Origin of the sequence: Vibrio sp. 1S139 (genome assembly GCF_041439475.1) — a bacterium.
In the GTDB taxonomy this organism is placed as follows: Bacteria; Pseudomonadota; Gammaproteobacteria; order Enterobacterales; family Vibrionaceae; genus Vibrio; species Vibrio crassostreae_C.
Map to the genome: position 1 here is coordinate 41,180 of NZ_JBGOOD010000021.1, position 15,135 is coordinate 56,314.

Genomic DNA, 15,135 nt, shown 5'->3' on the forward strand with positions numbered 1-15,135 from the left:
AGACATCGTTGATCACCGTTGATAAACAAGATGCGATAACACTTAAAATTAACCATGCCATGGCTAAGACCAAAAAGCTCGACATGGACGTTTATCTATTCATTCCCGGTGAACTTGGACTGACTCCTGAAGTGCTTTCTGAAAGTGCCTTTTTCTACAGCTCAATCACTCAAAAACGTGCCTACTATAGTGACAAAACACTTTTACCTTTGGTACACAGTCGCTTGGCAAAACGTGGACGCTTATCTACAACACAGTATCGTGTCAGTTTGAGTCTGTTTGCCTACCAATATGTTATCGCGTTAGATAAAGCAGTCAGCAGCTTAAATAAAACTGATAGTGACGACGTAACGGCTGATGAAGTAGATGAAGTCATTGAATTGGCTTTAGATATCTTGAAGAAGCTACGCCGAAGCATCCCTTACGAAGAAAATCTCAAGCGCTACTACGCTAATATCGATAACTACCTATCTTGGTATACCGAGCAAAAGTTCCTATCGCTAGTTTCACACATGCCACGAGGTAGTGAGTATTCAACGATTAAAGAAAGACTCTTAACGCTTTGTGATAAAGAGACCGCGCACCGTAAACTGAACCGCTACAACTCAGCAAGAGTTCGAGAGGACGTTACCCGCTTGAGTAACAAGATGCGTTTGCTGCGTCGTTTGATTGAACACCCTATCGTGCTTAAAGAAAAGACAACGTCGATGGGTAAGAACGTTAAGCGTGCCGTGAAAGGCATCGCGACCGGTTTGGTGATGGTTGTCGTGACCACTACTGTGATCTTGGCTCGTGACTTTCTTGGTGAGATTACCGCCTCTTTCATCGTGGCAATGTCTTTCATTTACGCACTGCGTGAGATCTTTAAAGATGACTTGAGAGACATCCTTTGGCGCTGGCTGCGTAAAGGCAAGCCAAAATGGAAGCGTCGTTACTATGATCCAACGACCAACAAGTCAGTAGGCCATAAACTGGAATGGTTGGACTACGCAAATTTTTCTAAGCTTGCAGATCGCATTCAGTCGATCCGTAAAAAGCGTGTGGTACAACGTGAAGAGCAAATCTTGCATTACCGCTCTCATACTGAGATGTCGACATCGACCTTTATGAGTGGTTATGAGGAGACTCGTGAAACGTTATCGATCAGCCTCAGAGCGCTGACACGGTTGATGGATAAAGGCTCAAACAAGATCTACCGCTTGAATGAAGGACAAGTGAGCCGCGAATCAGTAGAAAAGCGTCATCTTCTCAACCTGATCATTAAAGAGAACAACCATGATAACGAACCAACCTACTACCGTTGGAAGATCGTTATGAACCGTTCAAAAATAGTTGATATTGAGCAGATCACTCAAGAGTCATAGAGCCGTTATAAAGTTCTCTATAACGGTATGTGGAAACCATTCACATACCGTTGTTTTATCTCTTCAACGTTACCCATGACTTCTAAACCAAAATCTATTATTTAATCGCTATTTTCTTGAAGGGACTTTCTTAATTGAAAGCGTAAGCGTGAACTCCGCCATCGGCTCGTCACCATGTAAAGATGGGCAAGTCGCGATAATGGTTACGGGTTGATTGACCCGTTCTCCGGTCGACATGGTTTCTGCCAGCATAGTGTTGATCAGCTCACCGTCGTTACAAGTGAAATGCACATCACCTTCAGGGCGCTTCAAAAAGTTACCCGTCACCTCTTTAAAAGCCAACGAGATCTTTTCACCTTGCTGCTGAGATTTGCTCATCGCAAGAAACCCACCCGCGACATCCGCACCTACAGCCAAAACGCCAAAGTACATACTGTTAAGGTGATTCTTAGTACGCCTTCTAAGCGGGATTTTCACTTCAACATGTTGGTTGTCCAACGCGAGTAGTTTTGGTCGGCACAACCAGATAAGTGGGACTTTGAAAAAGCCAAACATGCTTAAGTAGAAATTTGCTTTTTGTAGAGGGGTCAACATTCGGATTACCTAGTCAAATCAGTCATCAGACCAGTTAATCGATTAGCGATAGAGATGTCAAAAAAATGTTACAAAAAAGAGATATCATCGCATAATGATATCTCTTTCATTCTCAAAGCTTTAGCGCCTTAAGTCGGCTTATCAGGCAAGCTAATCGATTTACGCAGTCACGACCGTTTCTACGCATTCAAGATCAGCTATGTAACCTTGTAGACGTGGGTAATCCACTAAGCCTTGAGTTACTAGCAGCACTGGCTTCTTCGCGTTCAGGGTTGCTTTAACAATCATATCCAACAAGGTAATAACCGCTTCGTTTTGTGGGTCAAAAGCGTGCTGCTGAGCTTCATTGTGTTTGTCTACGCCTAAAGTGAAAGACGCTAAGCTATCAACGTTTACCACTACACCATCGAAGTAATGCAGTAAACGTTCGCTCAGTAGCACTGCAGACGGCACATCGCACGAGAACAGTACTTTCAAACCGTTAAGGCCGCGTGGTAGCCCTTGCTCGGCAAGCAGGTCAATAATCTTAGCGGCATCGCTTAACGCACGAACGTAAGGCACAACTACTTCAACGTTGATGCCCTGCTCACGTAATGCCTTAATAACCTGACATTCTAAAGCGAAAGCCTTGCTGTATTCTGGTGTCGCGTAACGAGCAACGCCACGAACACCTAGTGCAGGGTTAATCTCTTCTGCTTCACAGTTCCCGCCAAGCAGCGAACGGAATCCATAGCTGTCTGCACTGCTTAATGCGATACGAACAGAAGTGTGATTTGGCTGAACGGCAGCTTGAATGGCAATCACTAAGGTCGAAACAAAATGCTCATCGACTGTTTTATCGCCAAGGATCGCTTCTAAAGACGTTTTTTCAATATCAGTCAAAGTATCTAAGTGACTCTCGATACTTGGGTGGTAGAAGACACGATCCATCACTAATTCTGATAATGAAACGTATAAGTGGTTAGAATTATTATTATCGTTGTAAGAAGGCAGCACATCACCTAAGACGAGTTCTGGGTGCAAAGTGCTTTGATTTTCTTGAGTCATTGCTGCTCCAGCATTTTTATGTTGTGTTCAAACGAAAATACCGATAGCTGCCTGTTAATACAAGTGAAAATCCCTTATTTGACGCTGGCCTGCTGATAAAAATAAGAATATTAGCAATAACTGAGATAACTTTGACTCAATAGAGTTTATTCCTCTGTTCAATTCCGTTATCTTAACCACTTCGCAATAGAATAAAAAAGCTATCACATGCCATTAAAAACTGATGAGTTGAGAACCCAAGCTCTGGGTCCTATGCCAACTCCTGCCGAACTAGGCAATGCACACCCTATTACTGACGACGTTGCTGAGCGCATTAAAAATTCTCGCCGCCAAATCGAAGATATCCTAACTGGTCGTGATAACCGCCTATTAGTTATCGTAGGCCCTTGCTCTGTTCACGATACAGATGCGGCACTTGATTACGCTGAGCGCCTAAGCAAAATTCAAGACCAGTACAAAGATGAACTGTTCGTTGTAATGAGAACCTACTTCGAGAAGCCTCGTACTGTTGTAGGTTGGAAGGGTTTGATTACAGATCCTAACCTTGATGGTTCATACGCACTTGAAACAGGCTTGAACAAAGCTCGTAAGCTTCTGCTAGATATCAACAAGCTTGGCCTAGCTACCGCGACTGAATTCCTTGATATGATCACAGGTCAGTACATTGCAGACCTTATCACTTGGGGTGCGATTGGCGCTCGTACAACTGAATCTCAGATTCACCGTGAAATGGCTTCTGCACTGTCTTGCCCTGTTGGCTTCAAGAACGCGACCAACGGCAACATCAAGATTGCTATCGATGCAATTCGTGCAGCACATGCTTCACACTACTTCTACTCTCCAGATAAGAACGGCCGCATGACGGTTTACCGTACTTCTGGCAACCCATACGGTCACGTTATTCTACGTGGTGGCGATAAAGGCCCTAACTTCGACGCTGAATCTGTAGATACTGCATGTAAGCAACTGGCTGAATTCGATCTACCTCAACGTTTGGTTGTAGACTTTAGCCACGCTAACTGTCAGAAGCAACACCGTAAGCAGTTAGAAGTTGCACAAGACATTTGTGAGCAAATTAAATCTAACAAGAACCAAATTGCAGGCATTATGGCAGAGAGCTTCATTATTGAAGGCAACCAGCCAATGACAGACATTAACAACCTAGAATATGGCAAGTCGATTACTGACCCATGCCTAAGCTGGGAAGATACTGCAACAATGCTAGACATGCTTGCAACAGCAATTAAAGATAGAAACTTAGCTTAAGGAAACAACACAATGCCATCATTTGACATTATCTCTGAAGTAGAAGCAGTAGAACTGCGTAACGCAGTAGACAACGCAAACCGTGAACTATCGACTCGTTTCGATTTCCGCGGCGTTGACGCAAGCTTTGATTACAAAGATGAATCAGTAAAATTGACTGCTCAAGACGATTTTCAACTGAAGCAAATGCGCGATATCCTTCGCAGCAACCTAACGAAGCGTAATGTTGATCCTAACGCGATGGAAGCGAAAGCGGCAGACCAAACAGGTCGCACTTGGCACCAAACGGTTATCTTTAAGCAAGGCATTGAAACTGATGTCGCTAAGAAGATCGTTAAGCTAATCAAAGACAACAAAGTTAAAGTTCAAGCTTCTATCCAAGGCGACAAAGTTCGCGTTACTGGTAAGAAGCGTGATGACCTACAAGCTGTTATGGCTCTAGTTCGCGGCGGTGAACTTGGTCAACCTTTCCAGTTTGACAACTTCCGCGACTAATTTTTGAGTTTGAGTGACCGCCTATTTGGGTTGCTCATTCATCAGCACAATGTCGTGTTTGAAATAGCAAAAAGCCACTTCTTTTGAAGTGGCTTTTTATTTATCTGGTCCAGCTTTAGTTTTATTCCGAGCCTCTAGCCGATTTCAAACAACCAGAAAGCTCTCATTTCAACTAGAAGCAATTACCTCAACTGAGTACTTGGGCTGCTGACAATTTTAGGTCTTTGCCGACCAACAGATTAAACTCTACGCTTGCTGGTGGAATAAACACACACACTCGTAATTTCTCTGCTCTTGCTTGCTCAAGCTTTGTTGATAGCTCTCCGCTGTTGGCGTAGCTCTCTCTTTCTGCATCTCGGCGGCACAGGTCGATAAATTCAAATGGACAATCGCTCGGTGAAAGTACGAGCTCTGCCTCCTGCATCAAACGTAAAGCCTTCATAGACAACAGCTCGACATCTTGCTCGAATTCAATCCAAGTGACCTGCCCTTCGCTATCAATGCCTTCGGTTAGCGCTTGCTGGTAGTAAGACTCTAACTGCTCTCTGTCATTCACCTGCTCGATAAAGCTGGATGACAAGAAACGCTCCCAAAATTTACGACGCTCGTCGACGGTTGGGAATGACTCTTTGATTGAATTGCGTTTTGATGCACCGAAGTCTGCTATCAAACCTATGTTTTGTGGCAATACCGTTTCGAGTTTTTCTCTGATATTTCTTACTAAAACAGGTGATGCCCCGCCACTAGAGATGGCAATTTGGATTCTGCCGCGATTTATCATCGAAGGTGTGATGAAGTCGCAGTAAGGAAGATCGTCAACCACATTGACTAAAATGCCCAGTTTTTTCGCATCATTATACACTTGGTGATTCAAGCTTGGGTTGTCTGTTGTGGCCCAAACCTGCAAGTAATTTTTCGATATGATCTGTGACGAGTAAAAGTTTTGAACCCAGTGAAGCTTGTTCTCGTCCACAAGCTGCTTTAAGTAAGGCGCTACCTTGGGAGACACCAAAGTCACATCCGCTCCCGCTCGTAGTAAGCTATCGACTTTACGGCAAGCAACCTCACCCCCACCAACCACTAAGATTGGCTTATTTTCTACATCCAAAAACATTGGGAAATAACGCATGTTCTTCCTTGAGACTACTTCAATAACTATTCAGCCATGCTACCAAATTTGGAGCATATTCATAACTATCGAAGTGTAATAAAAATATTTATTGACCAAATTTCAACATTTCTTAAGTTTAATATTTCATCATTGTGATGTTTATTCAGAATATTTATCTAGTCGATTATCAATATAAAAATCTAAATCTCGTTGCACCAACAGTGTGAACCGTTGCACTATTTACATTCACTTAACATTTGGTCATTCTAATTGTGTTCGGATTTGTGATTTCATTCAAAATTCTTTTTAAATTATACATTTGTGAAACTACGGATCCTTTCCTAACCTTATAAACAGTTGTTTAAATCGCACACAGTTTCATTTGCAAAATGCAACTCGTTTAATTTGAACAACAAGGTCATAGAAAACGCAACACATAAGAGAAACTCAAACGAGCACGAGTATCAGGTGTCACCTGGTTAACAAGGAAGGATACAAATGACAAATAAACTAACACTTCTTGCTTCAGTAGTAGCTGCATCAACTGCGATGATGGCAACATCGGCATCAGCGGCAGAAAGCACTCTGGACAAAGTCACATCTCAAGGTTTTCTAACTTGTGGTGTAAGTACCGGTCTTCCAGGGTTCTCTAACCCTAACTCAAAAGGTGAATGGGAAGGAATTGATGTTGAGTATTGTCAAGCTCTTGCAGCGGCTGTACTCGGTGACAAGACTAAAGTTAAGTATGTACCTCTAACAGCAAAAGAGCGTTTTACTGCGCTTCAATCTGGCGAAATCGACGTACTATCTCGTAACACAACATGGACATTACATCGTGACACTGCTCTAGGTCTGAACTTCGTAGGCGTTAACTACTACGATGGTCAAGGCTTCATGGTTAAGAAAGAACTTGGCCTAACAAGTGCTCAAGAGCTTGATGGCGCTTCTGTATGTGTTCAATCAGGTACAACAACTGAACTTAACCTAGCCGATTACTTCCGTAACAGTGGCATGTCTTACAAGCCAGTGGTATTCGATACGGCAGCACAAACATCGAAAGGTTTCGACGCAGGTCGTTGTGACGTACTAACAACTGACCAATCTGGTCTATACGCACTTCGCCTAAACCTAGCTGATCCTAAATCTGCAGAAGTACTTCCTGAAATCATCTCTAAAGAGCCTCTAGGCCCTGTTGTTCGTCAAGATGATGATCAATGGTTTAACGTTGCTAAGTGGACACTTTCAGCAATGATTAACGCGGAAGAATACGGCATCTCCTCTAAAAATGCAGACGAAATGCTTAAGTCAAAAGATCCAAACATCAAACGTATTCTTGGTGTAGACGGTCCTAAAGGTAAAGGCCTTGGCATTCGCGACGACTGGGGTTACCAAGTAATTAAGCAAGTTGGTAACTACGGTGAGAGTTTTGAGCGTACTGTTGGTACAGGTTCTCCACTTCAAATCTCTCGTGGTGTAAATGCATTATGGAATGCGGGCGGCTTTATGTACGCTCCACCAATCCGTTAATAAATTTTCAAGCATCAATTAGGGCGGAGTTTTCCGCCCTATTTATTAAATGGATTTGAGGTTATAGTAGTATGAAACCTAATGAAACTATTTCTCCAGCTCAGGCAAAGCCACAGCCCAAAAGTGCCAACTTATTTTACAACCCCACTTTTCGCTCCATCATTTTCCAAATTATCGCCGTCGGGGCGCTTTGTGCTTTCTTTTCCACGATTGTAAATAATGCACTCACAAACTTAGATTCCCGTGGTATCACCACTGGTTTTGATTTTCTCTCACAAGAAGCTGGTTTTGGTATCGGCTTAACACTGATTGAATACGACGAGACCTACTCATACGGTCGTACATTCTTTATCGGTCTTCTCAATACCGCTTTGGTTTCAGTATTCGGCATCATGCTAGCTACAGTGCTGGGCTTTAGTATGGGTATCGCTAGGCTCTCTTCAAACTGGCTAGTTAGCCGATTTGCAGCTGTCTACATTGAGATATTCCGAAATATCCCTCTGCTATTACAAATCTTTTTCTGGTATTTCGCCGTTCTACAAGCCTTGCCTTCTGCTCGTCAAAGTATGAGTCTAGGTGAAGCAATTTTCTTGAACGTACGCGGGTTGTACTTCCCTGCTCCAGTCTTTGAGCAAGGCAGTAGCATTGTCATCGCATCATTGATTGTCGGTATTATCGCTACGTTTATTATCAACATCTGGGCTAAGAACAGACAGAAACTGACCGGCCAACAAACACCGATGTTGCGAATTGCCGCTGCGTTGATTTTAGGCTTACCGTTGATAACTTACTTTGTTATGGGCATGCCTATCTCTGCAGATTACCCTGTGTTGAAAGGGTTTAACTTCAAGGGTGGTGTTACGATAATCCCTGAGCTTGCTGCATTGATGCTCGCTTTAAGTATCTATACAGCAGCGTTCATTGCTGAGATTGTTCGTTCAGGTATTAACGCGGTAAACCATGGGCAAACTGAGGCTGCGATGTCTCTAGGCATCCCACGTTCTAGAACTCTAAAGCTTGTCATTATTCCACAAGCATTAAGAATCATTATCCCACCACTAACCAGTCAGTATCTAAACCTGACCAAAAACTCATCACTTGCGATGGCCATTGGTTATCCTGATCTTGTCTCTGTATTTGCAGGAACAACACTTAACCAAACTGGACAAGCTATCGAAGTAATCGCGATGACAATGGGCGTCTACCTAACCTTGAGCCTATTAACGTCCGCTCTAATGAACATATACAACCGCAAAGTAGCATTGGTGGAGAGATAAGATGAGTACACATCAATTTCAACCTGATCTTCCGCCTCCAGCGAATACCGTTGGGCCAGTCGGTTGGTTAAGAAAAAATCTATTTAATGGACCTGTTAACAGCGTCGTCACTGTGATTCTTGCTTACTTTGCTTTCACCCTATTATGGGCAATAGCGGATTGGGCATTCATCAGTGCCGACTGGATAGGAACCACACGTGATGCCTGTACTAGCGAAGGCGCTTGTTGGGTTTTTATCAGCGTTCGTTGGGACCAATTCATGTATGGCTTCTACCCAGAAGCTGAACTGTGGCGACCTCGCCTCTTCTATGCAACGTTGGCCATTTTTGTAGCCTTACTGGCTTATGAAAAAACACCTAAACGTACGTGGATTTGGTTGTTCTTCGTCAACATCTACCCATTTATCATTGCTGGCTTGCTATACGGTGGCGTCTTTGGGTTAGAAGTTGTTGATACCCATAAATGGGGCGGCCTACTGGTTACACTGGTCATCGCACTTGTTGGTATTGTAGTGTCACTCCCTATTGGTGTTGCACTTGCTCTTGGGCGCCGCTCAGAGATGCCGATCATTCGCAGTATGTGTACCGTATACATCGAAATTTGGCGTGGCGTACCGCTCATTACAGTTCTATTCATGGCTTCAGTAATGCTGCCACTCTTTTTATCAGAAGGGACAGAAACCGATAAGCTCATTCGAGCACTTGTAGGGGTAGTTCTATTCAGTGCAGCCTACATGGCCGAAGTAATTCGAGGTGGTCTACAAGCAATACCAAAAGGCCAATACGAAGCAGCTGATGCTCTGGGGTTAAGCTACTGGAAAAAGACTGGGCTTATCATTCTACCTCAAGCTCTTAAAATCACGATTCCTTCAATTGTGAACACCTTCATTGGTTTGTTTAAAGATACCAGTCTTGTTTTGATTATTGGTATGTTTGATGTACTAGGAATTGGCCAAGCCGCGAATACCGACCCTGAATGGCTTGGGTATTCAACAGAAAGTTATGTATTTGTCGCGTTAGTGTTCTGGGTGTTTTGTTTTGGCATGTCGAGATATTCGATATGGCTAGAAAACAGACTTCACACCGGTCACAAACGATAATTAACAAGATCAAGGACGTATTATGACGCAGCAGACAGAAAACAACTCTCAAGGTCTTATGATCGAGTTGAAAGACATGAACAAGTGGTACGGTGAATTCCACGTACTTAAGAACATCAATTTAGAAGTTAAAAAAGGCGAGAAAATCGTTATCTGTGGCCCTTCAGGCTCTGGTAAATCAACGATGATCCGCTGCATCAACCGATTAGAAGAGCACCAAAAAGGTCATATCTTCGTTTCAGGTAATGAATTAACGGAAGACCTAAAGAACATCGAAGCCGTGCGTAGAGATGTCGGCATGTGTTTCCAACACTTCAATCTGTTTCCACATCTGACGGTATTAGAGAACTGTACTCTGGCTCCAATCTGGGTCAAAAAGATGCCAAAAGAAGAAGCCGAAGCGATTGCAATGAAGTACCTAGAGCGCGTAAAAATCCCTGAGCAAGCAGACAAGTTCCCAGGTCAGCTTTCAGGTGGTCAACAGCAGCGTGTAGCTATCGCTCGCTCTTTGTGTATGAACCCTCAAGTGATGCTGTTTGATGAGCCAACGTCGGCGCTCGATCCAGAAATGGTTCGTGAGGTGTTAGACGTAATGGTTGAGCTTGCAGAAGAAGGCATGACGATGCTTTGTGTAACGCACGAGATGGGCTTTGCTAAAGAGGTCGCGGATCGCGTTATCTTCATGGATGCCGGTGAAATCATAGAAGAGAACAACCCTGTCGATTTCTTTGAAAACCCACAATCAGACAGAACGCAGAACTTCTTAAGCCAAATCTTACACCACTAATGTGTTATGATGCATAAACTACAGAGGTGGCTTAGGTCGCCTCTTTGTTTTCAGTGTTATAATTAGTTTTTCAAGATTATAAACAGCGATTCAGTGCGATTAAAATTGAACAACGAACCTTAACTGCACTTTAAGAAATACTTTGTTACACCTTCAGAAACACTTAACCGACTATTTTGATTATTATTTTACGTATACAAGAGGAATGAGAGACTTGATTTTTCGAACTTTCACCCCCATAAATGTACTAATAACTATTGAAGTCACCTTACGAGGAAGATTATGAACAGCCCTATGTTTTCACGCACAGCATCTCAAGAAAGTGCTCTGCAAACCAATAAAGTGTTGCGTAACACCTACGCATTACTGTCTATGACACTACTTTGGTCTGCTGTTGTAGCAGGCGTATCCATGGCGATGAACCTTCCTCGCCCGGGTCTTATTATCATGCTAGTTGGCTTCTACGGCCTACTTTTCCTAACAGAAAAGAACCGTGACAACAGCATGGGTCTAGTCTTCACATTCCTATTTACAGGTTTCTTAGGCTACACCATCGGTCCAATCTTAAACATGTACGTTGGCGCAGGCATGGGTGATGTCATCCTAACTGCACTTGGCGGTACAGCACTGGCGTTTATGGGCGCATCAGCTTATGCACTAACAACTAAGCGTGACCTGTCGTTCCTTAATGGCATGCTATTAGCTGGTTTCGTAGTACTACTTGTAGGTATGGTTGCAAACATCTTCCTACAAATGCCTCTACTATCATTGGCAATGAGTGGTATGTTCATCCTGTTCTCGACTGGTGTTATCTTGCTTACAACGCAAAACATCATTCGTGGCGGTGAAACAAACTACATCTCTGCAACGATCAGCTTGTACGTATCGATCTACAACATCTTCATCAGCCTACTAAGCATCCTAGGCATCATGGGCAGCGACGACTAATCGTTCCCATCATTGAAGAATATCTAGCCCAAGAGCCTACCTCTTGGGCTTTTTTGTATCTATAAGTACGATATTTCATTGGATAGCTACAATTTCTGTTGAGAAAGACAAACTTGGTCATGTACCCTATCCGCATAGTTAATTGGATTCTGGATTAAACATGTTTGAATATAACGGCAAGCAAATCGAAACCGACGCTCAAGGCTACCTATTGTATTACACGCAATGGGAAGAAGGCATGATTGAAATTCTTGCTCAAGACGAGGCGATTGAACTTACAGATGCACACTTAGAAGTCGTACATTTTGTAAGGAGCTTTTACGAAGAGTTCAACACCTCACCAGCGGTTCGCATGCTCGTTAAAGCAATGGAAAAAGCTCACGGCCCAGAAAAAGGCAATAGTAAGTACCTTTTCAAGTTATTCAAAAAAGGCCCTGCAAAACAAGCGACCAAGCTCGCCGGTTTACCTAAACCAGCAAAGTGCTTGTAAAACCTAACCCGCTTTAGGTCATTAAGTTACGTTCAATATAAAATACTGTAGTGCTACAACTACAGTATTTTAAACGCCCCTATGCGTACGTCTTGGCGCTCACTATCTTTAACTTGATGCATCACAACGTTGTCTACTGTTGCGCTCGAAGGGCCAATATAGAGCCAAGCATGTAACTTCTCAATTTGCTGACTCTCTCCGACAACTAACACTTCAACTCGACCATCATTTAAGTTCTTTGCATAACCTGAGAGACCCATAGCTTGCGCCTGCCTACTGGTGTGGTAACGGAACCCAACACATTGAACTACGCCTGACACGACAAAAATATATTGTGAACTTTCCATAACGTTGCCTCATAAATTATATGAATGATATAGTCGAGTTTCTATTCATTCACCGCTTATTGGTGGACTTACTTCGAGTATAACGATTATGAAAGAAATCCCATTTCGTTGGATTGACAAATATCTCATTCACCTAAAAATCCAAGAAAAGTTCTATCTACTCTTCTTATTGCCTCTTCTCGCCCTGGTTATATTAACTCTCGTTTTAGATAGTGCCGCGGACTCTTTACTTGCTCACCTTTATCAAGAAGAAATGCTCTTGATGAAAGGGCTTATCGAAGCGGGTCAACTCACTAAATATCAAGTAGCTCAGCTTGTCAGCAGCTCTGAAACTATCTCTTTAGGCTACGGTGCTGGTTCTGTTTCAGTGATGAATGGAGCGTTCAGCCTAGTTGCTAACCATGACCTTTATTGGCGGCGCGATGTTCTCTATGAACAAAGCTCTGAACACGCTTGCGAATGGCGACTTAACTTGCCGCATGAACTACTTCTTAGTTCGTGACGAGTTCAGTGAAATCGCGATTACAATCGATAAAGTTGCGGAGCGTGAACAAAACATGGTTCTATCAATCCAAGAGTCTGTCGCTCTCATGCAGCAGATCAGCTCGGACTTGAACCAGTCAACACAACAAAGTTCAGACATCTCAGGTAACCAACAAGAACACCTGAATAGCTTAGCAAGTGCAACGGAACAAATGGCGGCTACCATTCGCGAAGTCGCTACCCTTGCTCATGCGTCTAGCTCACAAACGATGGACGCTCGCGGCGTTGCTCAGAGCGGTCAAGTCAAGGTTTCAAATACACTGGAGTCTATCTCTAGCCTATCTCAAGAGATCCAGTCCGCTTCACAAGCAGTAGAAGAACTGGATGCCAACGCGGCGCAGATCGATGAAGTAGTCACAACCATCAACGGTATTTCTGAACAGACTAACCTGTTAGCGTTGAACGCAGCTATCGAAGCCGCACGTGCTGGCGAGCAAGGTCGTGGATTTGCTGTTGTTGCCGATGAAGTTCGTGCCCTTGCCGGTCGTACTCAGCAAGCAACGGTTGAAATCCAAAGCATGATTGAATCATTACAACGTAACAGTCAATCACTGACCAAGCTGATGGAAGTCACGGTGAACAATGCTAACGAAGGCCAAACACTGATGTCAGAAGTGAACGTCGAGATCGGTTCATTAGCGGAAGAAAACCAGTCTATTTCAGATAGCAGCACTCAAATTGCTACCGCGGCTGAAGAACAAGGCGTAGTCGCTGACAACATTGCACAGAGTGTTGAAGAGATTCGTCATCAGTCAGACAGTATCTGCGAGATGATCAGTAAGAGTAATTCCAATGTTGACCAACTTCGTAAACAAAGCGATACGATGGAAGGTTTGCTGACAGGTCTTAAAGCTTAATACTGATATCCACCACAATGTGTTGATTAATCATTACTAGGGCTGCTTCTGCAGCCCTTTCTTATTTGCTTTTCACCTGCACTTCCCCGACAATACCCCTCCTTCAAATTCAACAAACAGAGTAAATTATGACTCCTTCAATTCATCTAGCTAAAGGCCGAGATAAATCACTACGCCGCAAACACCCTTGGGTATTTTCACGCGGTATCGATAAGGTCGAAGGCGAACCAAAACAAGGTGAAACTGTAGACGTATATGCTCAAAATGGTCAGTGGCTTGCAAAAGCGGCTTACTCACCAGAATCTCAAATTCGAGCTCGTGTTTGGACATTTGAAAAAGAAGAGATCAACAAGGCGTTCTTCGTAAAACGAATTCAAGACGCACAGTCTTTACGAGAAGACATTATCGAACGTGATGGTCTAACGGGCTACCGCCTAACGGCCGCAGAGTCTGATGGCTTACCAGGTATCACAATCGACAAATACCAAGACTTTCTTGTTTGCCAACTGCTAAGTGCTGGCGCTGAGTTTAACAAAAGCGTATTGGTTGAAGCGTTAATCGAGTGCTTCCCTGACTGCAACATCTACGAGCGTTCAGACGTGGCAGTTCGTAAGAAAGAAGGCCTAGAACAAGTTGTCGGCGTTCTTCATGGTGAAGAGCCACCAAAATCTATCGTGATTGAAGAAAATGGCGTTAAAATCAGCGTGAACATTATGGAAGGCCACAAAACAGGCTTCTACATGGACCAACGTGATAGCCGCAAAGAATCGATGAAGTACGTTAAAGGCAAAGATGTCCTTAACTGTTTCTCATATACAGGTGGCTTTGGCCTTTACGCACTTAAAGGCGACGCGAAGCGTGTTATCAACGCTGACGTATCTCAACTTGCTCTTGATACCGCTAAATTCAACGCTGAACTTAATGAGTTTGATATCTCGAAAAAGCGCGCTGTATTCCTAAACGCTGACGTTTTCAAACTGCTTCGTGAGTACCGTGATCAAGGCACTAAGTTTGACGTAGTGATCATGGACCCACCAAAGTTTGTTTCAAGCAAGAATAACCTAACTTCAGGCGCTAACGGCTACAAAGACGTTAACATGCTTGCGATGCAAATCCTGAAACCAGGTGGCACTCTACTCACCTACTCTTGCTCTGGCTTAATGGGTACTGATTTGTTCCAAAAAATCATTGCTGATGCAGCATTAGATGCAGGCCGCACTGTTAAATTCGTAGAACGCTTCGAACAAGCAGCCGACCACCTAACAGACACTGCCTACCCAGAAGGTTTCTACCTGAAAGGCTTTGCTTGTAAGGTTTTATAATAGCGACTAAAAATAAAAACCACCTTACACAAAGGTGGTTTCTGTTTGGGCTAGAGACCGA

At 43.5% G+C, this 15,135-nt stretch carries 14 protein-coding genes and 1 pseudogene; 11 read left to right on the forward strand and 4 right to left on the reverse strand.

Annotated elements, in window-relative coordinates:
• The first annotated feature begins 8 nt into the window (after positions 1-8).
• Entirely contained in the window at positions 9-1,364 is a 1,356-nt protein-coding gene (locus ACED46_RS09415; protein WP_017063834.1) for a hypothetical protein, read from the forward strand.
• Positions 1,365-1,472: 108 nt separating this feature from the next.
• On the opposite strand, the gene ACED46_RS09420 is transcribed toward ACED46_RS09415, so the two are convergent.
• Together ACED46_RS09420 and ACED46_RS09425 are read right to left on the reverse strand one after the other, a co-directional pair.
• Positions 1,473-1,958 carry a PaaI family thioesterase gene (locus tag ACED46_RS09420; RefSeq protein WP_017059696.1) on the reverse strand — a complete coding sequence of 162 codons (486 nt, stop codon included), beginning with the start codon at positions 1,956-1,958 and terminating at the stop codon, positions 1,473-1,475.
• 159 nt (positions 1,959-2,117) lie between these two features.
• Positions 2,118-3,005 carry a putative PEP-binding protein gene (locus ACED46_RS09425; protein ID WP_017066315.1) on the reverse strand — a complete coding sequence of 296 codons (888 nt, stop codon included), beginning with the start codon at positions 3,003-3,005 and terminating at the stop codon, positions 2,118-2,120.
• Positions 3,006-3,212: 207 nt separating this feature from the next.
• On the opposite strand from ACED46_RS09425, the gene ACED46_RS09430 reads away from it, so the two are divergent.
• Both ACED46_RS09430 and ACED46_RS09435 read left to right on the forward strand, forming a co-directional pair.
• Positions 3,213-4,271: a 3-deoxy-7-phosphoheptulonate synthase gene (locus tag ACED46_RS09430; protein WP_017059698.1), complete on the forward strand. Its 1,059-nt coding sequence runs from the start codon at positions 3,213-3,215 to the stop codon at positions 4,269-4,271.
• A 12-nt stretch (positions 4,272-4,283) separates the two neighbouring features.
• A complete protein-coding gene (locus ACED46_RS09435; RefSeq protein WP_017063832.1) occupies positions 4,284-4,766 on the forward strand; it encodes a YajQ family cyclic di-GMP-binding protein in 483 nt (160 codons plus the stop codon).
• A 187-nt stretch (positions 4,767-4,953) separates the two neighbouring features.
• Here the strand turns inward: ACED46_RS09435 and ACED46_RS09440 are convergent, their stop codons facing one another.
• Entirely contained in the window at positions 4,954-5,895 is a 942-nt protein-coding gene (locus ACED46_RS09440) for a bifunctional precorrin-2 dehydrogenase/sirohydrochlorin ferrochelatase (protein ID WP_017059700.1), read from the reverse strand.
• Between the two features lie 480 nt (positions 5,896-6,375).
• Here ACED46_RS09440 and ACED46_RS09445 point away from each other — a divergent pair, with 480 nt between their 5' ends.
• From ACED46_RS09445 to ACED46_RS09470, 6 genes are all read left to right on the forward strand, one after another.
• Entirely contained in the window at positions 6,376-7,404 is a 1,029-nt protein-coding gene (locus ACED46_RS09445; protein WP_017059701.1) for an amino acid ABC transporter substrate-binding protein, read from the forward strand.
• Positions 7,405-7,475: 71 nt separating this feature from the next.
• Positions 7,476-8,681, forward strand: coding sequence for an amino acid ABC transporter permease (locus ACED46_RS09450; protein WP_371721333.1), 1,206 nt, complete (start codon positions 7,476-7,478; stop codon positions 8,679-8,681).
• Between the two features lies 1 nt (position 8,682).
• Positions 8,683-9,780, forward strand: coding sequence for an amino acid ABC transporter permease (locus tag ACED46_RS09455; protein WP_017066317.1), 1,098 nt, complete (start codon positions 8,683-8,685; stop codon positions 9,778-9,780).
• 22 nt (positions 9,781-9,802) lie between these two features.
• A complete protein-coding gene (locus ACED46_RS09460) occupies positions 9,803-10,567 on the forward strand; it encodes an amino acid ABC transporter ATP-binding protein (protein ID WP_017059704.1) in 765 nt (254 codons plus the stop codon).
• 282 nt (positions 10,568-10,849) lie between these two features.
• On the forward strand, positions 10,850-11,515 hold the full coding sequence (locus ACED46_RS09465; protein ID WP_017057206.1) for a Bax inhibitor-1/YccA family protein: 666 nt from the start codon (positions 10,850-10,852) through the stop codon (positions 11,513-11,515).
• A gap of 160 nt (positions 11,516-11,675) precedes the next feature.
• Positions 11,676-12,005 carry a TusE/DsrC/DsvC family sulfur relay protein gene (locus ACED46_RS09470; protein WP_371721334.1) on the forward strand — a complete coding sequence of 110 codons (330 nt, stop codon included), beginning with the start codon at positions 11,676-11,678 and terminating at the stop codon, positions 12,003-12,005.
• A gap of 59 nt (positions 12,006-12,064) precedes the next feature.
• On the opposite strand, the gene yccX is transcribed toward ACED46_RS09470, so the two are convergent.
• Entirely contained in the window at positions 12,065-12,352 is a 288-nt protein-coding gene (yccX, locus tag ACED46_RS09475) for an acylphosphatase (RefSeq protein ID WP_017059706.1), read from the reverse strand.
• Between the two features lie 88 nt (positions 12,353-12,440).
• On the opposite strand from yccX, the pseudogene ACED46_RS09480 reads away from it, so the two are divergent.
• Positions 12,441-13,752: pseudogene (locus ACED46_RS09480) on the forward strand (methyl-accepting chemotaxis protein).
• Between the two features lie 128 nt (positions 13,753-13,880).
• Positions 13,881-15,074, forward strand: a complete 1,194-nt coding sequence (locus tag ACED46_RS09485; protein WP_017059708.1) for a class I SAM-dependent methyltransferase — start codon at positions 13,881-13,883, stop codon at positions 15,072-15,074.
• Positions 15,075-15,135: the final 61 nt, after the last annotated feature.

Bases quoted from the DNA above. Each gene is read 5' to 3' on its own strand.
- ACED46_RS09420 (WP_017059696.1), bottom strand. From the start codon at position 1,958: ATGTTGACCCCTCTACAAAAAGCAAATTTCTACTTAAGCATGTTTGGC.
- ACED46_RS09425 (WP_017066315.1), bottom strand. From the start codon at position 3,005: ATGACTCAAGAAAATCAAAGCACTTTGCACCCAGAACTCGTCTTAGGT.
- ACED46_RS09430 (WP_017059698.1), top strand. From the start codon at position 3,213: ATGCCATTAAAAACTGATGAGTTGAGAACCCAAGCTCTGGGTCCTATG.
- ACED46_RS09435 (WP_017063832.1), top strand. From the start codon at position 4,284: ATGCCATCATTTGACATTATCTCTGAAGTAGAAGCAGTAGAACTGCGT.
- ACED46_RS09440 (WP_017059700.1), bottom strand. From the start codon at position 5,895: ATGCGTTATTTCCCAATGTTTTTGGATGTAGAAAATAAGCCAATCTTA.
- ACED46_RS09445 (WP_017059701.1), top strand. From the start codon at position 6,376: ATGACAAATAAACTAACACTTCTTGCTTCAGTAGTAGCTGCATCAACT.
- ACED46_RS09450 (WP_371721333.1), top strand. From the start codon at position 7,476: ATGAAACCTAATGAAACTATTTCTCCAGCTCAGGCAAAGCCACAGCCC.
- ACED46_RS09455 (WP_017066317.1), top strand. From the start codon at position 8,683: ATGAGTACACATCAATTTCAACCTGATCTTCCGCCTCCAGCGAATACC.
- ACED46_RS09460 (WP_017059704.1), top strand. From the start codon at position 9,803: ATGACGCAGCAGACAGAAAACAACTCTCAAGGTCTTATGATCGAGTTG.
- ACED46_RS09465 (WP_017057206.1), top strand. From the start codon at position 10,850: ATGAACAGCCCTATGTTTTCACGCACAGCATCTCAAGAAAGTGCTCTG.
- ACED46_RS09470 (WP_371721334.1), top strand. From the start codon at position 11,676: ATGTTTGAATATAACGGCAAGCAAATCGAAACCGACGCTCAAGGCTAC.
- yccX (WP_017059706.1), bottom strand. From the start codon at position 12,352: ATGGAAAGTTCACAATATATTTTTGTCGTGTCAGGCGTAGTTCAATGT.
- ACED46_RS09485 (WP_017059708.1), top strand. From the start codon at position 13,881: ATGACTCCTTCAATTCATCTAGCTAAAGGCCGAGATAAATCACTACGC.